A 19,589-nucleotide genomic window follows, 5' to 3' on the forward strand; every position below is an offset into this window, starting at 1 on the left:
CTGCATGACCGGGAACGACGTGTCATATAAGCCGGCGAGCACTGTTCGAACGATACCCGCCATCGTGGTGATGGGCGTTGCCGGCTGCGGCAAGTCGGTCGTCGGCGAAGCGCTTGCAGCGGCATTGGGCGCCCTCTTTATCGAAGGCGACAGGCTGCATCCGCCCGAAAACGTCGCGCGCATGGCGAGCGGACAACCGCTTACCGACGCGCTGCGCGCAGGCTGGCTCGACGCGATCGGCCAGCGCATGGCCGCGTCGATCGCAAGCGGGCAACGTGTGGTCGCCGCCTGCTCGGCGCTGAAGCGCAGCTATCGCGATCGCCTGCGCGGCTTTTGCCCGGATATCGTTTTCGTCTATTTGGAGATCGACCCGGCAACGGCGATGCGGCGCGTCGGCAATCGCAAGGGCCACTTCATGCCGGCAAGCCTGGTCGACAGCCAGTTCGCCACGCTGGAGGCGCCAGCGACGGACGAGGCGGCAATAACCTTGGATGGCACGCGTCCGGTCGCCGACATCGTCGCGACTGCCTTGAGCTTGCTGGCACGCTAGTTTAGCGCCTCGTTCAGTCCTGCAACTTTCGAGATTGGCTGTCATCCCTGGATTTCGCCAATCACAATGGTGAAGAGCGTAGAACTCGACGCGTGTGCTTGCATCGCTCTATGCCTCATCGCCATCGTCGAGCAAGCGGGTGGCGCGCCAGCGGGTGAGCACGATGTTGGTCTGTTCGATGACGAAGAAGCGCGCGGAATCGCGGTCATAGCCTTCGGCCAGCAGCTTTTCGTAGTCGGTGTGCATATGGCGGATGTGGGCTATTGTCGCCAGCCATACGGCAATGCTCGGTGGCAAGGTCTTCATATGCACGGCGCCGGCATCGGCACGGATCTTTTCCATGTCGGCATAGGGCGCCAGCGGCAGGAGCGCTGTCAGTGCCTTGGCGATGGCGCGGCGGCGGCCGGTCGGGGCGCTCACTGCTCATCCGATCTGGGTGACTCGTCCCGCCCGGCCATGGTCGCCTCGGCGAAGGCATCGGTCGAAGCGAAATAGGGCTTGATGTCGATGACCGGCGTGCCGTCGAGCACGTCGATGGCGTCGAGATCGATGCGGCCGATATCGATGTCGACGGCAACCAGCCTGGCTACATGCAGCCCAATTGGGTTCGGCCGGGCAGGGGAGCGCAGTGAAAAGACGCCCTTCGGTTCAACTGCATGGCGGGGTTTCTGGACAATCAGTTGCCGCGGCGCATGGTGCAGCCAGGACAGGATGATCACGTGGCTGGCGCGTTCCAGCCCAAGCAGGCCATCCCGGTAGAGCGGGTCGATGACCAAGTGCGCCGGCTGTCCTGTCTCCCGCGCGGCCCTCATGTTTTTGGGGCAGGTTTCCCGTGTCGTCCAAGGCGAAGCGATGCGGCCGATGAAGACGACATGGCCATCCGGCGGCATCGTTTCCGGGTCGGTTTCCAGAAGCTTTTCGCCGCTGCGCGTTTCGAACATGGTTCTCGCCTCGATGCTTGCGGCTTTGCGCGATCCGCCACGCATGCGTCATTTTCTTGTCCGGAAGCGACATAGCGCTTGCAAGCCTATCAAAATCGACATAAACATATGTTTATATCTTTTTCAAAGAGAATGCTCGCATGCATGTCGCTCTCGACACGATGGTAGATACATTGAAGGCGGCGGCCGAATCCAGCCGGCTGCGCATATTGGCACTGCTGTCGCGCGGCGACCTGACCGTTTCCGATCTCACCGAAATCCTCGGCCAGTCGCAGCCGCGCGTCTCGCGCCACTTGAAATTGCTGCTGGAGGCCGGGTTGATCGGCCGCTACCAGGAGGGTTCGTGGGCCTTCTTCCGGCTTTCGGATTCCGACACGTCGCGCGATTTCGTGCTCAGGCTGGTCTCCGGCATCCGCGGCGCCGATCCGCAGGTCGAGCGTGATCTCGAACGGCTGGCCGCGGTCAAGCGCAAGCGGCAGGACCGGGCTGCCGAATATTTCTCGGTAAACGCCGCAAGCTGGGACCATATCCGCTCGCTGCACGTGCCGGACCGCGCGGTCGAAGCAGCACTCGTCAAGCTCGTCGGCAAGCGGCCGTTTCAGTCGATGCTCGATCTCGGCACCGGCACCGGACGGCTGCTCGAGATATTTTCGCCGCTCTATCGGCGCGGTGTCGGCATCGATATGTCGCGCGAGATGCTGACGGTGGCGCGCGCCAATCTCGACAAGGCCGGCGTTTCGAATGCGCAGGTGCGGCAGGGCGATATTTTTGCGCCGCCGGTCGAACGCGACGCCTTCGATCTCGTTACCATCCATCAGGTGCTGCATTATCTCGACGATCCTGCCCGCGCCATCCGCGAGGCGGCACGGCTGTTGCGCCCAGCCGGCCGGCTGGTGATCGTCGATTTCGCGCCGCACACGCTGGAGTTTTTGCGCGACGAGCACGCGCATATGCGTCTCGGCTTCTCCGACCGGCAAATCGGCGACTGGTTTTCCGAGGCCGGCCTTGACCTCGAGGACAGCCAGGAATTCGAGCCGCGCGGCGGCAACGAGGCCAAGCTCACCGTCAAACTCTGGCTCGGCCGCGATCGGCGCATGCTGATTGCCGAGCCTTCCAACGACAGACAACCGGCCAATGCGTATCCGATAGGGGAAACCGCCTGATGAACCAGTTCCGCTTCTCCCGCCGCCCCGACATCGGCGATAAGGTCAGGGTTTCGTTCGAGTTCTTTCCGCCGAAAAACGACGAGATGGAAGCAAGGCTGTGGGATACGGTCACCCGGCTGGAGCCGCTCAAGCCGAAATTCGTTTCAGTCACCTATGGCGCCGGTGGTTCGACCCGCGAGCGCACGGCCCGCACCGTCAAGCGCATCCTCAACGAAACGACGCTGACGCCGGCGGCGCATATGACTTGCGTCGACGCGGCGCGTCACGAGGTCGATGCGGTGATCCGGGAATTCGCCGATATGGGTGTCAAGCGTTTCGTCGCCCTGCGCGGCGATCCGGCCGAGGGCGTCGGCGCGGCCTACCGGCCGCATCCGGAAGGCTATGCCAATGGCGCCGAGCTGGTTGATGCGCTGAAGGGCGCCGGCGATTTCGACATCTCGGTCTCGGCCTATCCGGAAAAGCATCCCGAAAGCCCGGATTTCGCCACCGACTTCGACATGCTGAAGCGCAAGGCCGACAATGGAGCGACGCGGGCGATCACCCAGTTCTTCTTCGACAACGATCTTTATGAACGCTATGTCGAGCGGGCACGGCGGGCCGGCATCTACATACCGATCGTGCCGGGCATATTGCCGGTGCACAATTTCACCCAGGTCGCCAACTTCTCGGCGCGTTGCGGCGCCTTGGTGCCGGCATGGCTGGCCGAGCGCTTCGATGGGCTGCAGAACGACCCGCAAACGCATGCGCTGGTGGCGTCCGCGGTTGCGGCCGAGCAGGTGCTGGACCTTGTCGAGCGCGGCGTCGGCGATTTCCACTTCTACACGATGAACCGGGCCGATCTGGTCTTTGCCATCTGCCACATGATCGGCATCAGGTCGCACGAAGTCGAGGCAGCTGGATCGGCCGCGGCGTAATGCGAAATGTCAAAGATCGGGGGAATGCAAAAGGCCGGGCAAAATGCCCGGCCCTTTCAATGGTTGTAGTATTCGGTGCTGGTCTTCCCCCGCTTAGCGGCCTTATGGAAGGACGCCCATAATGAGGGCGCCGATGAATGCAAACGCAGCACAAATCATCAATGCGTTGATCGGCCTCGTCAGTCCCATGTCATAGCCTCCTCTTAAAGAGCTATGGCGAGAGTCTAGGGTCATTTGTGCCACAGGCAAGCAGAAACTTTGCTGCAATGCGACGAGATTGTGGAATTTGCGACCTGCCGTTTGCCGTTAGGCATTGAAACTCTTTGTCAAAAGCCGGCTCGGGACCTGTGAATAATCTGTGGCAAAGCCGGGGCAGTAACGAGAATGGCAGCGCTACCGCTCCAGAAATCGGATTCGATTTTCGGACCGACTGAAGGTTCGGAGCGTCAGAGCGTCCTTTGCATGTCCAACCGGGTGCTGCACGCCATACGAATGCGATGGGGCAACCAGCAGCGCGTTGTGAGGATAGCCGGGACTTGCATATCCTGCCAATTGGCAGTATATTGTCTGCCAAGTGATGGAGGTTGGAATGAGTGTCGCTTATGCGGTTCGCGATCCTGCAAATCAGGCTTTGCCGGCAAATCTGGCGGATGCCTCGGCACGGGCGCGGCTCACGCCAGCGGCTGTTGCCGGCATCGTCAGGCTCGCAGACATCTGGCATCTGACCAGCACCGAGATCTGCACCTTGATCGGCGACGTATCGGAGAGAACCTGGTTCCGTATGAAGAAAGGCGAGTGGGAGGGCGTTCTCTCCCAGGATTCGCTGACACGCATCAGCGCCCTGATCGGCATCTTCAAGGGACTGCGGCTTCTGTTTTCCGAAGCGCTTGCCGATGAATGGGTGCGGTTGCCGAACAAAGGACCTCTGTATGGTGGCCGGCGCCCCCTGGACGTGATGATCGAGGGCGGCATTCCGAAGCTGCTGCAGGTTCGCCAACACATCGACGCTTTGCGTGGCGGACTTTGAATGCAGATCCCGCCGCGCGCCGACATTTCCCAGCGCGACACGATCCGGCTGATTTCGACAGGCAGGCTCAAGGAGCCGGTCCTGATGCCGTTGGCCAGGAATCATGGAGATATGGAGGACCTTGCGGAGCTTGAAGGAGCCACCAGCGGCCGTCTTCAGGCGCAGCAAGGGGGATTGCCCGACCTCGATCCGCGCGAACTGGTCTTCGGGAGGCCGGGCTACACCTTCATCAATGCGGCGTTCGCTTACACCCGTCCGGGCGGCAATCGTTTCAACGATGATGCCAGGGGCGTCTGGTACTGTGCGTTCGATGCGGAAACCGCGCTCGGCGAGGTCTCGTTTCATCTGACGCGCGAGCTTGCTGCGATCGAACGGTTCGAAAACGTTACCGACTATGCGGAGCTCGTTGCCGACTTCATAGGCTCGTTTCACGATCTGCGCGGCGCTGAGTTCAGCAAGGACCCGGTGCTCGATCCGGATACTGCCTTAGCCTATCCTGCCGGGCAGGCGCTGGCGAAGCAACTCCGCAAGCAAGACCCCGCGACCGGTTTTGTCTATCCTTCCGTGAGACATGTTGGCGGGACCTGCCTTGCCGCCTTCCATCCAGATCTCGTTCAGAATCTCCGGCAAGGCGGTATCTGGCGTCTGGAATGGCAGGGTTCATCTGTTCCGGCGATCACGCCCATATAGCGCCATCTCTAACGCCGCCCGAACAGGCGACCGTCGATGGTGACGAGGCCAAGCGCAATCAGCGCCATGCCGCCCAATTCGAACAGTTCGAGCCGCTCGCCCAGGAACAGGAAGCCGAGCAGGATGGCACTGGCCGGCACGATGAGCGTGACCAGCGAGGCGTTGGTGGCGCCGGCCGAGGCGACAAGGTTGAAATAGAGGATATAGGCGAACGCGGTCGACAGCAGCGCCAGCGCCAGCACCGCCGCCCAGACCGGCGGCGAAGCCGAAAACAGATTGGCGGTCCCGTAGGTGAACAGAACGACCGGGATCATGATGATGGTCGAGCAAGTCAATTGTCCGGTGGCAATGACCGGTGACGGCACACCCTTGAAGCGGCGGGCAATCATCAGCGCAACCGCATAGGATAGTGACGCTCCGATGAGCGCGAATTTCGCCCAGACCGGGCCGCCGAGCCCGGCGACGAGGCCGGGACCGATCATCACCGCCGTTCCCGCGATACCGAGGGCGATGCCGGCAAGCTTGTTCCAGGACAGCTTTTCGTCGCTGGTCAGGGCGTTGGCGAGGATCAGCGTCCAGAACGGCGTCGTCGAATTGAGCACCGAGGCGACGCCGGCGCCAAGCTCGGTCTGGCCGGCAAAGATCAGCGAGAAAGGGATGACATTGTTGGCGAGCGCCAGCAGGAAGAACAGGCCGGCATGCGGCAAAGCGAGGCGAAAGGATGGGCCGCGAACCGCAAGATAGAGCTGAAGTGCCGCCGCCGCGATGGTGACGCGGAACAGCACCAGCACCAGCGGAGGAAGTTCCGCCACCGCAATGCGGGCAAAGAAGAACGAACCGCCCCAGATGGCGCCGAGCAGCAGAAGCTGCGCCCAGTCCTTGAGCACCATCGGCCCGCGCATCGTGGTGGTGGCAGCTATCGCCATTGGTCGTCCTCCCAGACGAGATGCCTTGCTCTTCAGGCGTCTGTTCACGCCATACCCGATCCGGCCGCAAGGGCCACCCGAAACCTGAGCGATGGCCTAGCTCGCCCATAACCGGCGTACAGAAAGGCGTAGCGCCGCGAAGCCGGGGCGGCGAGACATAGAATTGTTTTCATTAGCCGCTAGCTTGGATTAATTGTGCGCAGCCTCAGTCAAGGGATTCGTCCATGCAGCGATTCGAAAATGCCCGCGAGGCAGCGCTGGCGCTGCGCCCGGACGATCCGATCTATTGCTTCCGCCCGCAGGTGCTGAAGGCGGACGCCAAACAGTTCATGGGCATGTTTCCCGGCAAGACCGCCTATGCGGTCAAGACCAATGGCGAGCAGATCGTGCTCAACGCACTGGTCGAGGCCGGCGTCAGCGCCTTCGATGTGGCCTCGCCCGGCGAATTCGCTGCCGTGCGCGCCGTCTCGCCGGACGCCGAGATGCTCTACATGCACCCGGTCAAGGCGCAGTCGGACATCAGGCTGGCGCTGGAAAAGTACGCCATTCGCGTCATTTCGCTCGACCATGAGGACGAGATCACCAAGCTGACCAGGGTGGTGCGGGCGCTCGACATCGATCCGGGCGCGATCACCGTGTTCGTGCGCATCCAGACGAAAGGCTCGGCGGCCTACGAACTGTCGAAGAAGTTCGGCGCCGGACCGGCCAATGCGGTGGAACTCGCCGAACGGCTGAACCGAACCGGCTACAAGGTCGGGCTGTGCTTTCACGTCGGCAGCCAGATCGAGGATCCCGACACCTATGAGCGGGCGCTGGCTTCGGCCGACTGGGTGCGCAACCGCGTCGGTTTCGACATTGCCGGGCTCGATGTCGGCGGCGGCTTTCCGGCCGAATATGGCCATGACCCGAACAGCCGCAAGCCGGAGATGCCGTCGCTCGGCCAGATCATGTCGCGATTATCGGGCGACCTCCAGGAGTACCAATTCGACCAGATGCCGCTGGTGGCCGAGCCCGGCCGGGTGATCGTGGCGCGCTGCCTGTCGCTGATCGTGCGCGTGCTGCTGCGCAAGGGCAAAAGGCTCTACATCAATGACGGCATCTGGGCGTCGCTGTCGGATTCATGGACCGGCAAGATCACGCTGCCGGCGCGCTTCATCCCCGATCCGGCGATCCGCTCGCGCAATGGCGAGGACAAGACCATCGTGCCCTTCAAGGTCTGCGGCGCGACCTGCGATTCCGTCGATATATTGTCGCGGCCGTTCTGGCTGCCCGAAACCGTCGATACCGGCGACTGGATAGAGATCGGCCATATCGGCGCCTACTCGCTGTCGCTCAGGACACGGTTCAACGGCTTCTATCCCGACACCTTCGTCGAGGTGGCAACGCCATTCGACGAAGGCGACGCGCCGCAAGGGTTCGCCAGCCTCGAGACGATGGCGGATTAGTGAATAGTGAATAGTGAATAGTAGTAGCTCTTGTGCTCTGCGCGGCTCAGGTGTTGTTCTTTTCACCATTCACCATTCACCATTCACCATTCACCATTCACCATTCACCATTCACCATTCAGTCAGGCTACTCCGCCGCCGGCCTGGATGTTCTCGCCGGTCAGCCAGCGAGCTTCGTCCGAAGCCAGGAAAACCGCGACATCGGCGACGTCGCGCGGCCCTCCGATCCGGCCGAAGGGCGACATGCCGGCGGCCACGGCCCGGTCCCGCTCCGGAAGCAGGTCGGTGTCGGTGAAGCCTGGCGAAAGCGCATTCACGGTAACGGCGCGCGGGCCGAGTTCGCGCGAGAGGACGCGGACGAACTGCTCGACGGCTCCCTTACTGCCGAGATAAAGCGCCGTGTGCGTGAAGAACATCTTCGTTCCACCGGTGGAGACGGCAATGATGCGGCCACCGTCGCGAACGCGGCGCGCCGCTTCCTGAAGCGTGAAGAAGGTGCCCTTGGCATTGGCCCCGAACACATGATCGAAGTCCGCTTCGGTGGCCTCGACGAGCGGCTTTATGACGGCGACGCCGACATTGGCTACGACGATGTCAATCGGCCCCATCTGCCGTTCGGTTTCGTCGAACAACTTGCGAATGTCGGGGATGCTGGAGACGTCCGCCTGGATGGCGACGGCTTTTCCGCCAATCCCTTCAATGGCGGCAACGACTTCCCTGGCTGCTTTCTCGTTGCCGACATAGTTGACGACCACGGCAGCACCCTTGGCCGCGAGCCCCTCGGCGATGGCGCGTCCGATGCCGCGCGAGCTGCCGGTCACAAGTGCGGTCTTGCCTTCGAGTGGACGATGCATGGCTGTTCCTTCGTCTGGCTACGGCCGCCTTGATCGAGCGGCGTTCCGGGGAAAAGCTAGGGGCATGCTATTGCTCAGAGAATAGCCTATTATCTAACTGACTTGTTAAGCCTGAGGTACATAATGCGAGGAAGCGAGTTTTCCGAACTCACGGCATTTGCAGCAATCATCGAAGAGGGAAGCTTTGTCCGCGCCGCGGCCAAGCTCAGGATTTCGCCTCCAGCACTCAGCCAGACGATACGTGGGCTGGAAGAGCGTCTCGGTATCCGCCTGCTTAACCGCACCACGCGCAGCATGTCGCCGACCGCTGAGGGCGAGAAGCTGTTTGCCCGCATCGCACCGGCATTCGGCGAACTGGAAGGCGCCGTCGCGGACGCGCATGCATCACGCGGCCGGCCAGCAGGCTCGCTGCGCATCAATGTTCCGCGCATCGCCGCCACGCGTTTCATCGCGCCGATCCTCGGCGATTTCCGCCGCGCCTATCCCGATATCGCCCTCACAATCATTGTCGACGACATGCTCACCGACATCGTCGAGGGCCGCTTCGATGCTGGAATCAGACTGGGTGAGCGGCTGCACAAGGATATGGTGGCTGTGAAGCTCAGCGAGGAGCTCGAGATGGCTGCAGTGGCGGCGCCGAGGTATCTGCAGCATCACCCGATACCCCGTCACCCCGCGGACCTGCATCAGCACCAGTGCATCAATTTCCAGTGGCCGAGCGGCGGCAATCTCTACCGGTGGGAGTTCGCCCGAGGCCAACGTGCCCTGGAAGTGGCCGTCAGCGGTGGCCTGACGGTCAACGATACGGACCTGATGATCGGGGCGGTTCTGGATGGGGTCGGCGTGGCGTACATGCTGGAATACCAGGTCCGGCCGTGGATCGAAGCGGGAAAGCTCATCCGCTTTCTCGAAGCCTGGTCGCCGAGATTTCCGGGTTTTTATCTATATCACGCAAGTTCCCGGCAGGTTCCCGCGCCGCTGCGAGCCTTCATCGATTTCTTGCTTGCCAGGCGGTGATGTGAATAGTGAATAGTGAATAGTAGTAGCTCTGGTGTTCAGTGCGGCTCGGGTGCTATTCTTTTCACCATTCACCATTCACCATTCACCATTCACCATTCACCGCCCTCACAGCCTCGCCAGCAGCTCGAGCGTCGGCCAGCCGTCGACCGGCAGGCCCAGCCGCATCTGCTCCTTGCGGATCGCCTCGCGGGTGTTGGTGCCTAGGATGCCGTCGACGGTACCGACGTCATAACCTTTCGCCTCGAGCTTGGTCTGCAGCGCCTTCATCTCGTCGCCGTTGAGGCCGGGTTCCGGGTTGCGCGGATCGAATCGCGGCGCGCCCCCCAGCCGGGCGGCAAGATTTGCCGCGGTCAGGGCATAGGTGAAGGATTGGTTCCACTCGAGATAGACGTCGAAATTGTCGTAGGTCAGGAAGGCTGGCCCCTTGCGACCCATGGGCAGCGCCAGGCCGGCCTTCAGGCCGTTGTCGAGAAGCGGCGTGCCGTCTGGCCTGGTAACGCCCCACTGGGTCCATTGCATCAACGGCAGCTTGTTGGTGCGTCCCGTCTGCTCCCACGGCAAATCGTCGGGCACACGGACTTCCTCGATCCAGGGCTGGTCGCGCTTCCAGCCGCGCGACTGGATCTTGCTGGCCGTGCTCATGATCACATCAGGCGCGCTGCCGCGCAGGTCGACCAGGCCATTGCCGTCGCCGTCCACGCCGTGGCCGAGATAGTCGGAAGGCAACATCTGCGTCTGGCCGATCTCGCCGGCCCAGGCACCGGTCACGTCGGCCGGCACCACGCCGCGATCGATCAGCATCAGCAGCGGCACGATCTGCGGCCGGAACAACTGCGGGCGGCGGCAGTCATGCGAGAGGCTGACCAGTGCGTTCAGTGTGTGGAAATCGCCTTGCACGGCGCCAAAATCGGTTTCCAGGGCCCAGAAAGCAGCGATGACCGGCGCCTGCACGCCGAATTCGCGATCGGCGCGGGCAAAGATCTCGGCATATTTTTGCAGATTGGCCGCGCCTTGCTTCAGTCGATGCGACGAGATCATGCGGTTCGAGAATTCGATGAAGGTCTGGGTGAAGACGCCCTGGGCGCGGTCGCGTGCCAGCGCCTTCTCATCGAGGGTGGCGTTTTCCAGCGCATCAAGGCCGGCAGCGCCGACGCCGGCCGCCCTGGCCTCCGCCGCCACGCCCTGCTTCCATGCCTCGAAATCGCCGCCGCATTGCTGTGCCGCGGCCGGCACGGCGGTCAGGAGCAGCGCCGCGAGAATTCCAAAGCGCGATCGCATCGCCATCCTTCCGAGAAGATTACCAGCGGTTGCGGGTATTCGTCATTGGCTGTGTCGAAAAGCAGGCGGCAGGCCTGGTGTCAACGGGTGTTCTGCCGCAACCACTTCTTCCAGGCGGCTTCGGAGCCGTTGAAGACGTTGATGTCGGCGTTTCCGGCCATGCCCGGCACGACGCCCGTTCCGGTATACTGCCAGAAGGTGAATGGATGGCTGCCGTATTTCTGGCGCGGGTGCCCGGCGACGGAGCGCAGCCAGTAGGGGTAGCCCCGGAAACCCGATAGACCATTATCTTCGAAGAAGTCGACCGACGTGTAGATGATCGGCTTCTTGCCGTAGTGTTTTTCGACGATTTTGAGGAATGTGCTCATCTCGCTGCGTACCGTGGCGGAATCTGGCCGCAGCTTGCAGGTCGGCGATTTCGGGTTCCATTCCATGTCGAGAACGGGCGGCATCGCCGAACTGTCTTTGGGCACGTTCTGGATGAACCAGCGCGCCTGGGTAGCGGCCGGCGTGCAAAAGTAGAAGAAATGATAGGCGGCACGGGGGATACCCGAGGCCTTCGTGCGGCTCCAATGCTCGTTGAAAGCTTCATCGAACCGGTCTCCGCCTTCGGTAGCCTTGATAAAGGCAAAGGAGATGCCGCTGGCCCTGGCCGCCGGCCAGTCGATCGATGTCTGGTATTTGGAGACGTCGGTGCCGTGGACGGCGTAGCTCCACGGTGCGCCGCTATCCCATTCATGCGGGTCGGAATCGGCAAAACGGGGCGCGCGTACCGCAACCGTCGGGGCGCTGGACGACGACAGCGATGGCGTCAGATCATCGACCGTCGAGCAGGCACCAAGCAGCATCAGCGTGATGAGGACCGCGAAACGGCGCATCGCTACTTCCCGAGCCGGTTTCAGCCGGCCGCTGATGGGTCTTTCCGCGGGTGGCCCCTCGACCGGGCGCGACGCGTTTGAAACTGACTTACGCGAAGCGCCTGGATCTTCGTTTCATGCATTCCCAAACCGTTGCGCAGTTTGGGACACATGCATGCAAGCCCAGCCGGACGATCACCCCACAGAATCGCCCAGTCCCTCGTGATCGCCGATCATGGTTGATATTCGGTTGACGGCGCTCGACAAGAGCCGCGATTTTGCCGAAACAATGGCGGCAAATCGATGACATAGATCGCGCTCGGGGGGAATTCGAAAAAAATGCAGATCCTTCTGAAGTTCGTCAAATGGCTGCTGGGCCTGGCTGTGCTGGCCGCTGCGATGCTCGCCGGCTGGCTGTATTTCGCGCCGCCGGAACTGATCCGCGTCGGTTCCGGCTATTCGGCCAAGATCGTCTGTTCGAACGTCTTCATCGCAGGGCGAGACGCCGACGACGTGCTCGCCGTCGATGTGCAGGCGCCGGGCCATCCGCTGCTGAAGCTGATGAGAGTGTCGGTGGACAAGGAGAAGGGAACGGTTTCGGCGGGCCTGTTCGGCGGGCTCGGCAAGAGTGTCGCGGTCGCCCGCGACGGGCTCGGCTGCGCCTCGGTTCCCGACAGCGATATTGCCGCCGCCAAGGCTGTCGCGGGAGTTGCACCGACGCCGGCGCCGCTGCCCGATGCGATCTGGCCGGAGGGCGACAAGGCCGATGCCTCGCAGGATCCCGAGGTCACGGCAATCCTCGACGATCCGGCATTGACCGGTGCTGGCATGCGGGCGGTGGTGGTGGTCAAGAACGGCCGCATCGTCGCAGAGCGCTATGGCGACGGCTTTTCCGAAAAGACCCCGCTACTGGGCTGGTCAATGACCAAGACGGTGAATGCGGCGATCGTCGGCACGCTGATGAAGGACAGCAAGCTGGCGATCACCAACCAGGGCCTGTTTCGACCCTGGCAAGCAGATGGCCGTGCCGTGATCAGCCTCGCCGACATGATGGCAATGTCGAGCGGACTGGAATTCAACGAGGATTATGGCGACGTCGCCGATGTGACGCGCATGCTCTATCTCGAACCGGACATGGCAGCATTTGCCGGATCCAAGCCGCTGACCGGCGAGGTCGGCAAGGTGTTTTCCTATTCGAGCGGCACGGCGGTGATGCTGTCCCGATTGTGGCAGGACGCGATCGGCGACAAGGACAAGGCGCTGGCGTGGCCGAGGGTCGCGCTGTTCGATCCGCTCGGCATGCGGAGCGCGGTGCTAGAGGCCGACGAGCACGGCACCTTCGTCGGCTCGTCCTATCTCTATGCCACGGCACGCGACTGGGCGCGCTTCGGCCAATTCCTGCTGCAGGGTGGCGTCTGGAACGGCAAGGCGATCCTGCCCGCCGGCTTCGTCGACTGGATGCGGGAACCGGCAACTGCCTCGAAGGTCTACGGCAAGGGGCAATTATGGATCGAAGGGCCCGGCGACGAGGAAAACCCCGGCGCCGGCATTGCCGCCGGCCTGCCCAAGGACACCTACTGGATGGAGGGGCATGATGGGCAAACGGTCGCCATCATTCCCTCCGAGCAGCTGGTTGTGGTGCGGCTCGGGCTGACGCCGGCCAGGCTCGGCTACCGGCCACAGGTAATGGTGGCGGCGCTGGTCAAGGCGCTGCATTAGGCTGTATCGATTCAGGTGATGCCGGCCTGCAAACGGCGGTTTCCTGCGCTTCCGGCCTTCGCCGGCCAAAGCACTCATGAGCGGTCGTGGCAGTTAAGGCTACGGCCGGGGTAGGCCGGTGCTCACGTACCCAAAAGTACGCTCCGCTCCGGTTCTCGGAACCCACCGTTTTCGACTCGGCCTGACCTGAATCTCAACACATCCTGGCTATCGACCTGGTCCGATCACGGCGAGCCACGCATAGCCGCGATAAAGCGTTTGGAAACGGAAGCTTGCGCCGGTTCTTGCAGATTCCGAATCCAGAACCGCGCGCAGCGATTGACGTGGCTCGACATGGAATTTTTTCAGCCAGCCGCGCAGCAGCGTGCGGAACCAGCCGGGCAGCGCTTCCTGCTGGCCAAAATCGACGACATGCAGCGAGCCGCCCGGTGCCAGGGCAGCAAGTGCCGCGGATACCGTCTTCTCCCAACCGGGGATCATCGACAGCGAATACGAGACAAAGACGCGGTCGAAACTTTTGACGCCGAACAACGCCGTCGCGTCGAAATCGGTGGCGTCGCCGCACGCCAGCGTGACGCGCCCGGAGAGGCCTTCGCGGGCAAGGGCGGCGGTGGCCGTCTCCAGCATCTCGGCCGAAATATCGAGGCCGAAGAAGCGCGCGCCCGGATAGCGGCGGGCGGCGAGGATGATGTTGCGGCCGGTGCCGCAGCCGAGCTCGAGCACGGTGCCGCCGGCCGGCACATCCAGGCCGGCGATAAGCCGGTCGCGGCCGAGCAAATAATATTTGCGTGTCAGGTCGTAGATATGACGCTGCCAGCGGTAGACGCCGTCCATCAGCTCGGCATGGCTGGCAGGCAATTCGGTCGCGCTCATGCGCCCTGCTTCACGTAGAGATGAAAGCCGCCATAGATGGCCGAGCGGTCGCGGGCCGAAAACTCGCGCGAGGCGTCGTTCTCGTAACGCCACTGGTCGAGCAGCGAATTCGAGACGCGGCCGGACAGCAGGCTGGGTTCCGCTGCGGTGCGGAAGATGACGCGGGCGCCGGCGGAGGCGGTTCGGGTGATCTCGGCCCACAACCCGTTGAGCTGGTCGTCCGTCATCCAGTCCTGTGCGTCGAGCAGCACGAAGCGGTCGACCGAACCGGCATCCTTGCCGGCAAGGAACTCGATCAGATTGGCATGGTGGATTGCCACGCGATCGACATTGTTGCGGATCGTCTTGTAGTTGCGCTTTTCGAGATAGGCGGGCAGGGCGGCCTCGCCGGGATTGGGATAGCGGCGGGCAAAAGCCTGCCAGGCGAAATAGTTGGTCTTCAGCGGAAAATCGCAGGCGAGCTTTTCCAGCCGCGCCTTGAGCACGCTGGCCATGGTGCCGTCACCCGAGGTGATCAGCGAATCGTACTGGGCCGGCGGAATGCCGAGGCCGAACAGCGAAGCTTTTCGCGAAGTCGCCCATTTCAGCAGCGGTTTTTCGAAGACCGGCGCCAGCTCTTCGTCGAAGAAGCGGCGCTGATCGGCGATGCTCTTGGCGTCCATGATGTCGGCCGGGTCGACGCCGAAGAATTTGGCGGTGCGATGGCCCATGGCGATGAACAGGCCAAGCAGGCCGGTCTGGTAGAAATTGCGGTCGAAGACAGCGATGCGGCGACGGCCGCGCCAGCTGCGGCGCTCCCAATAATGGCGGCTGACCGGGTCGAGATGCGGTGCGATGAAGCGGTCGTAGGCCTGCGAATTGTGCCCGGTCTCAGCCGCGCCGAAGAAACGGAACAGGTCGCCCTGCGACGGCAGGTGACGGACGGCTTCGAGCTTCATACGGTTCAGCGCGATGTGGGCGGTGTTGAGGTCGACGGCATCGATCCTTTCCGGCGACCGGGTGAGATAGGCGAGGATGTTGCAGCCGCCCGAGGCAATGGTGACGATGCGGTGACCCTTGCCGAGCTGCATCGCGTCCATGTCGATTTCGGGGTCTTCCCAGATCTGCGGGTAGACAAGGCCGGAGAACAGGAAGGCGAACAAGCGCTCGGAGATGCCGGCTTTCGACAGCGGGCGGTTCTGGTAGACGGCTTTGCCAACTTCCTTGCCGCGGCGAAAAACCAGTTCTCCAGAAATGTCCGTCATGGCAAGGCGATTCCCCGTTTGCTTTGCCGCAAGCGGGTAGCGCAGGGTCATGACAGGCCGGTGACAGCCTGTTGACGCGAGTTCAGGCCTTGCCAAATCCACCAGGCGTCGGCGTCGTCACGATGACTGCCTCGCCGGCGTCGAGGATGGTCTGATCGCAGGCCTTCAGGACCTCGACGCGGCCATCCTTGCGGCGGATCTTGGTCGAGCCAACCTCGCCATCGCCGCCGCCGTCCAGGCCTTGCGGCGGGCGGTTGCGATGCGAGGACAGGATCGCGCATTCCATTTTTTCGAGGAAGCGGATGGTGCGCTTGGTGCCGTCGCCGGCATTCCATTTGCCTTTGCCGCCGGAACCTTCGCGGATATGGAAATCTTCGAGCAATACCGGGAAACGCAGTTCCAGCACTTCCGGATCGGTCAGGCGCGAATTGGTCATGTGGGTGTGGACGCCGGAGGTGCCGTGAAAGCCGCGGCCGTCGTTCATGCGGCCGGCCGGCGAACCGGAGCAGATCGTCTCATAATACTGGTACTGCTTGTTGCCGAAGGTGAGATTATTCATCGTGCCTTGCGCATTGGCCATTGCCCTCATCGCGCCGAACAGCGCGTTGGTGACGTGCTGCGAGGTCTCGACATTGCCGGCGACGACTGCCGCGGGATAGGCGGGCTTCAGCATCGAGCCGTCGGGAATGACGATGTTGATCGGCCGCAGACATCCGGCATTCATCGGGATGTTGTCTTCGACCATGACGCGGAAGGCATAAAGCACCGCGGCACGGGCGACCGGCTCTGGCGCGTTGAAATTGTTCTTCATCACTGGCGACGTGCCGGTGAAGTCGACGGTCGCTTCGCGCTTGTGCCGGTCGACCGATATCTTCACCTTGATCATTTGGCCGGTGTCGGTCGGATATTCGTATTCGGAACTGTCGGGCAGCCGCTCCAGTACGCGACGCACGCTTTCGGCGGCATTGTCCTGGACATGGCCCATATAGGCTTCGACGACGCCAAGGCCGAAATGCGCGACCATCTTGCGCAGCTCGGCGACGCCCTTTTCGTTCGCGGCGATCTGCGCCTTGAGGTCGGCGATGTTCTGGTGCGGATTGCGCGCCGGGTAGGGGTGGTCGGTCAGCAGCGTCTCCAGGTCCTTCTCGCGGAACCTGCCGCGATCGACGATGCGGAAATTGTCAAACAGCACACCTTCCTCATCGACGGTAGTGGCAAGCGGCGTCATCGAGCCGGGCGCCGTGCCGCCGACGTCGGCATGGTGGCCACGCGAGGCTACGTAGAAGAGGATCTCCTCCCCCCTCGAGGGGGAGGTGGCGGCGAAGCCGCCGGGGGGGGTCGTTGCGGCAGTGCTCGACGCATTTGTGGTGCCTTCTGAGAGGACCCCACCCGGCCGCTTCGCGGCCACCCTCCCCTCGAGGGGGAGGGAAAACACCGGTGTCACCACGGTGATATCAGGCAGATGCGTGCCGCCATTGTAAGGGGCGTTCAGGGCAAAGACGTCGCCGGGGTGAATGTCGCCGGAATTGAGCCGGATGATGGTCTCCACCGAGCGGTCCATCGAGCCGAGATGCACCGGCATATGCGGCGCGTTGGCGACCAGCGCGCCATTCCGGTCGAAAACGGCACAGGAGAAGTCGAGCCGCTCCTTGATATTGACCGAATAGGCGGTGTTCTGCAGCGTTACGCCCATCTGCTCGGCGATCGACATGAACAGATTGTTGAAGACCTCCAGCATCACCGGATCGGCTTCGGTGCCGAGTGCGGCCTGCCGGTGCTTCTTCTCGATGCGGCGCATCAGTACATGGTCCTTGGCGGTGATCTCGGCCTGCCAGCCGGGCTCGACGACGATGGTCTGGTTCGGCTCGATGATCAAAGCGGGGCCGGCGATCTTGTTACCGGGCTTCAGCGTTTCGCGAGGGAAGATGCCGGCGTCGCGCCAGATGCCGTCGACGAAAATTTTCCGCGTCCCGGAAGGACTTGCGGCCTTGTGTTCAAGAACTGAATCGCTTTCGTCGCGGCCGGTGCTGCCGGTATCGGTACCTTCGACGCCGACCGATTCGACGATCATCGGCTTGTCATCATAGACGAAGCCGAACTGCGCCTTGTGCGCCAGTTCGAAGTCCGCCTTGGCCTGCGCAATCGAGCCGTGCCCAAAGTTCACAGGCAGCGCGGTATCGGTGCCGTCATAGCGGATCTGCAGCACCGGCTTCGAGGCGACCGCGTCTTCGGTGATGCCTTGCGCGGCGAGTTCGTCGATGACGGCTTTGCGCAGCGTTGCGATGAGCTCGTTGATCGCCGGCCCGGAATCGTCCGCCAGCGGCTTCAGCAGCGCCTGCTGGCGTGACGCAAACACCGAGGACAGGCCGATGCCGTATGCCGAGAGCAGGCCGGAAAAGGGATGGATCAGCACAGCCTCCATGCCGAGCGCATCGGCGACGAGGCAAGCGTGCTGGCCGCCGGCGCCGCCGAAACAATTCAGCAGGTATTCGGTGACGTCGTAGCCGCGCTGCACCGAAATCTTCTTGATGGCATTGGCCATGTTTTCGACGGCGATGGTGACGAACCCTTCGGCAACGGCTTCCGGCGAGCGGCCGTCGCCGATTTCGGCGGCAAGTGCGGTGAACGTCTCGCGAACTGTCCGCACGTCGAGCGGTTCGTCCTGGCCCGGCCCAAAAATGGCCGGAAAGAAGTCGGGCTGCAGCTTTCCCAGCATGACATTGGCGTCGGTGACCGCAAGCGGACCGCCGCGCCGGTAGGCGGCCGGGCCGGGATTGGCGCCGGCCGAATCCGGCCCGGCGCGAAAGCGGCCGGCCTCATAGTGCAGGATCGAGCCGCCGCCGGCGGCGACGGTGTGGATGCGCATCATCGGCGCGCGGATGCGCACGCCGGCGACCTCGGTGTCGAAGGCGCGCTCGTAGTCGCCATCATAGTGGGCGACATCGGTGGAGGTGCCGCCCATGTCGAAGCCGATGACTTTGCCGAAACCGGCGAGTTTTGCCGTCTCGACCATGCCGACGACGCCGCCGGCCGGGCCGGACAACAGCGCATCCTTGCCCTGGAACATGTCGGCGGCGGTGAGGCCGCCCGACGACATCATGAACATAAGGCGGGGGGATTGGCCAATCTCCCCCGTTGTGGGGGAGATGCCAAGTGGCGGCAAAGGGGGCAGGGCAGAGGGGGGCGTGACAGACTGAGATGTTGGCGGGACAGCGCCCCCCTCTGTCGGCTTCGCCGACATCTCCCCCACAAGGGGGGAGATTGGCGCGGCACCCAGTTCCGCCGCAACCCTTTGCACATACCTTGCCAGGATCGGCGACAGATACGCGTCGACCACCGTGGTGTCGCCGCGGCCGACCAGCTTGATCAGCGGCGAGACCTCGTGGCTGACCGAGACCTGCGAGAATCCGAGCTTTCGACAGACTTTGGCGACCGCCTTTTCGTGATCGGGATGTTTCCAGGCATGCATGAAGACGATCGCGACCGCATCGATACCGTCAGCCTTGGCCTGTTCGATGGCAGGACGCACGGAGGCGATGTCGAGCAGGCGTTCGACACGACCGTCGGCGCGCACGCGTTCGTCTATCTCGATGACGTGCTCGTAGAGCTGTTCGGGAAGGATGATCTGCTTGGCAAAGATATCGGGCCTGGCCTGATAGGCAATCCTCAGCGCATCGCGGAAGCCCTTGGTGATGAGCAGCAGCACGCGGTCGCCCTTGCGCTCGAGAAGCGCATTGGTGGCGACCGTGGTGCCCATTTTGACGTCGCCGATCAGAGCGGAAGGGATTGGGGCGCCGGGCTGGACGCCGAGCAGTTCGCGAATGCCCTGGATGGCAGCGTCGGCATAGGCTTCGGGATTTTCCGAAAGGAGTTTCCTGGGATACAGCCCGCCTTCCGGGTCCCGGCCGATGATGTCGGTGAAGGTACCGCCGCGGTCGATCCAGAAATCCCATCTTGCGGTCATGGCAGCGCCTCCGGCATTTTCATTTTACGCATCCTGTTAGTGCTCAACGCTTTGTACGGCCAAGCGCTTGATGTTACACGCGGAAACGCAACGTTACGAAACTCATCATGACCTGATGCAT

At 62.8% G+C, this 19,589-nt stretch carries 17 protein-coding genes; 8 read left to right on the forward strand and 9 right to left on the reverse strand.

All coding sequences use genetic code 11. The features are described 5' to 3' along the window. Positions 1 to 4 precede the first annotated feature (4 nt). A complete protein-coding gene (locus NKH63_RS01475; protein ID WP_352495780.1) occupies positions 5 to 550 on the forward strand; it encodes a gluconokinase in 546 nt (181 codons plus the stop codon). A 108-nt stretch (positions 551 to 658) separates the two neighbouring features. Here NKH63_RS01475 and NKH63_RS01480 read toward each other — a convergent pair whose 3' ends face one another. Both NKH63_RS01480 and tsaA read right to left on the reverse strand, forming a co-directional pair. Further along, on the reverse strand, positions 659 to 970 hold the full coding sequence (locus NKH63_RS01480) for a DUF2293 domain-containing protein (RefSeq protein WP_352481556.1): 312 nt from the start codon (positions 968 to 970) through the stop codon (positions 659 to 661). Beyond that, complete coding sequence (gene tsaA / locus NKH63_RS01485) at positions 967 to 1,491, reverse strand: tRNA (N6-threonylcarbamoyladenosine(37)-N6)-methyltransferase TrmO (RefSeq protein WP_352495781.1); 525 nt, start codon at positions 1,489 to 1,491, stop codon at positions 967 to 969. The genes NKH63_RS01480 and tsaA overlap by 4 nt, the downstream gene beginning before the upstream one ends. A gap of 140 nt (positions 1,492 to 1,631) precedes the next feature. Here tsaA and NKH63_RS01490 point away from each other — a divergent pair, with 140 nt between their 5' ends. The 4 genes from NKH63_RS01490 (at position 1,632) to NKH63_RS01505 (ending at position 5,288) form a co-directional block, all read left to right on the forward strand. Next, the gene (locus NKH63_RS01490) at positions 1,632 to 2,654 is read left to right on the forward strand and encodes an ArsR/SmtB family transcription factor (RefSeq protein WP_352917621.1); all 1,023 of its coding nucleotides are present in this window, start codon (positions 1,632 to 1,634) and stop codon (positions 2,652 to 2,654) included. After that, complete coding sequence (gene metF, locus NKH63_RS01495) at positions 2,654 to 3,571, forward strand: methylenetetrahydrofolate reductase [NAD(P)H] (RefSeq protein ID WP_023676795.1); 918 nt, start codon at positions 2,654 to 2,656, stop codon at positions 3,569 to 3,571. The genes NKH63_RS01490 and metF overlap by 1 nt, the downstream gene beginning before the upstream one ends. A 589-nt stretch (positions 3,572 to 4,160) precedes the next feature. After that, entirely contained in the window at positions 4,161 to 4,598 is a 438-nt protein-coding gene (locus NKH63_RS01500; protein ID WP_023676794.1) for an MbcA/ParS/Xre antitoxin family protein, read from the forward strand. Then, positions 4,599 to 5,288 (forward strand): RES family NAD+ phosphorylase, encoded by a 690-nt coding sequence (locus tag NKH63_RS01505; RefSeq protein ID WP_352481553.1) that lies wholly within the window; start codon positions 4,599 to 4,601, stop codon positions 5,286 to 5,288. It abuts the gene before it with no gap. An 8-nt stretch (positions 5,289 to 5,296) separates the two neighbouring features. Here NKH63_RS01505 and NKH63_RS01510 read toward each other — a convergent pair whose 3' ends face one another. Then, positions 5,297 to 6,214 (reverse strand): DMT family transporter, encoded by a 918-nt coding sequence (locus NKH63_RS01510; RefSeq protein ID WP_023721224.1) that lies wholly within the window; start codon positions 6,212 to 6,214, stop codon positions 5,297 to 5,299. A gap of 224 nt (positions 6,215 to 6,438) precedes the next feature. On the opposite strand from NKH63_RS01510, the gene NKH63_RS01515 reads away from it, so the two are divergent. Next, positions 6,439 to 7,659 carry an alanine racemase gene (locus NKH63_RS01515; protein WP_023721223.1) on the forward strand — a complete coding sequence of 407 codons (1,221 nt, stop codon included), beginning with the start codon at positions 6,439 to 6,441 and terminating at the stop codon, positions 7,657 to 7,659. A 122-nt stretch (positions 7,660 to 7,781) separates the two neighbouring features. Here NKH63_RS01515 and NKH63_RS01520 read toward each other — a convergent pair whose 3' ends face one another. Then, positions 7,782 to 8,513 carry an SDR family oxidoreductase gene (locus tag NKH63_RS01520; protein WP_023721222.1) on the reverse strand — a complete coding sequence of 244 codons (732 nt, stop codon included), beginning with the start codon at positions 8,511 to 8,513 and terminating at the stop codon, positions 7,782 to 7,784. A gap of 123 nt (positions 8,514 to 8,636) precedes the next feature. On the opposite strand from NKH63_RS01520, the gene NKH63_RS01525 reads away from it, so the two are divergent. Then, the gene (locus NKH63_RS01525) at positions 8,637 to 9,530 is read left to right on the forward strand and encodes a LysR family transcriptional regulator (RefSeq protein ID WP_352481552.1); all 894 of its coding nucleotides are present in this window, start codon (positions 8,637 to 8,639) and stop codon (positions 9,528 to 9,530) included. Positions 9,531 to 9,638: 108 nt separating this feature from the next. Here NKH63_RS01525 and NKH63_RS01530 read toward each other — a convergent pair whose 3' ends face one another. Both NKH63_RS01530 and NKH63_RS01535 read right to left on the reverse strand, forming a co-directional pair. Then, the gene (locus tag NKH63_RS01530) at positions 9,639 to 10,811 is read right to left on the reverse strand and encodes a lytic murein transglycosylase (RefSeq protein WP_352481551.1); all 1,173 of its coding nucleotides are present in this window, start codon (positions 10,809 to 10,811) and stop codon (positions 9,639 to 9,641) included. Positions 10,812 to 10,891: 80 nt separating this feature from the next. After that, the gene (locus NKH63_RS01535) at positions 10,892 to 11,689 is read right to left on the reverse strand and encodes a glycoside hydrolase family 25 protein (RefSeq protein ID WP_352481550.1); all 798 of its coding nucleotides are present in this window, start codon (positions 11,687 to 11,689) and stop codon (positions 10,892 to 10,894) included. A gap of 318 nt (positions 11,690 to 12,007) precedes the next feature. Here NKH63_RS01535 and NKH63_RS01540 point away from each other — a divergent pair, with 318 nt between their 5' ends. Beyond that, positions 12,008 to 13,387 carry a serine hydrolase domain-containing protein gene (locus tag NKH63_RS01540; RefSeq protein WP_352917622.1) on the forward strand — a complete coding sequence of 460 codons (1,380 nt, stop codon included), beginning with the start codon at positions 12,008 to 12,010 and terminating at the stop codon, positions 13,385 to 13,387. Between the two features lie 207 nt (positions 13,388 to 13,594). Here NKH63_RS01540 and NKH63_RS01545 read toward each other — a convergent pair whose 3' ends face one another. The 3 genes from NKH63_RS01545 to NKH63_RS01555 are packed head-to-tail and all read right to left on the reverse strand — an operon-like array spanning position 13,595 to position 19,468. After that, a complete protein-coding gene (locus tag NKH63_RS01545; RefSeq protein ID WP_352481548.1) occupies positions 13,595 to 14,260 on the reverse strand; it encodes a class I SAM-dependent methyltransferase in 666 nt (221 codons plus the stop codon). After that, positions 14,257 to 15,555, reverse strand: a complete 1,299-nt coding sequence (locus NKH63_RS01550) for a BtaA family protein (protein WP_352481547.1) — start codon at positions 15,553 to 15,555, stop codon at positions 14,257 to 14,259. The genes NKH63_RS01545 and NKH63_RS01550 overlap by 4 nt, the downstream gene beginning before the upstream one ends. Positions 15,556 to 15,586: 31 nt before the next feature. Further along, complete coding sequence (locus tag NKH63_RS01555) at positions 15,587 to 19,468, reverse strand: hydantoinase B/oxoprolinase family protein (RefSeq protein ID WP_352917623.1); 3,882 nt, start codon at positions 19,466 to 19,468, stop codon at positions 15,587 to 15,589. Between the last annotated feature and the right edge of the window lie 121 nt (positions 19,469 to 19,589).

The sequence above is a fragment of the Mesorhizobium sp. M0960 genome, from assembly GCF_040319055.1.
Classification (GTDB): domain Bacteria; phylum Pseudomonadota; class Alphaproteobacteria; order Rhizobiales; family Rhizobiaceae; genus Mesorhizobium.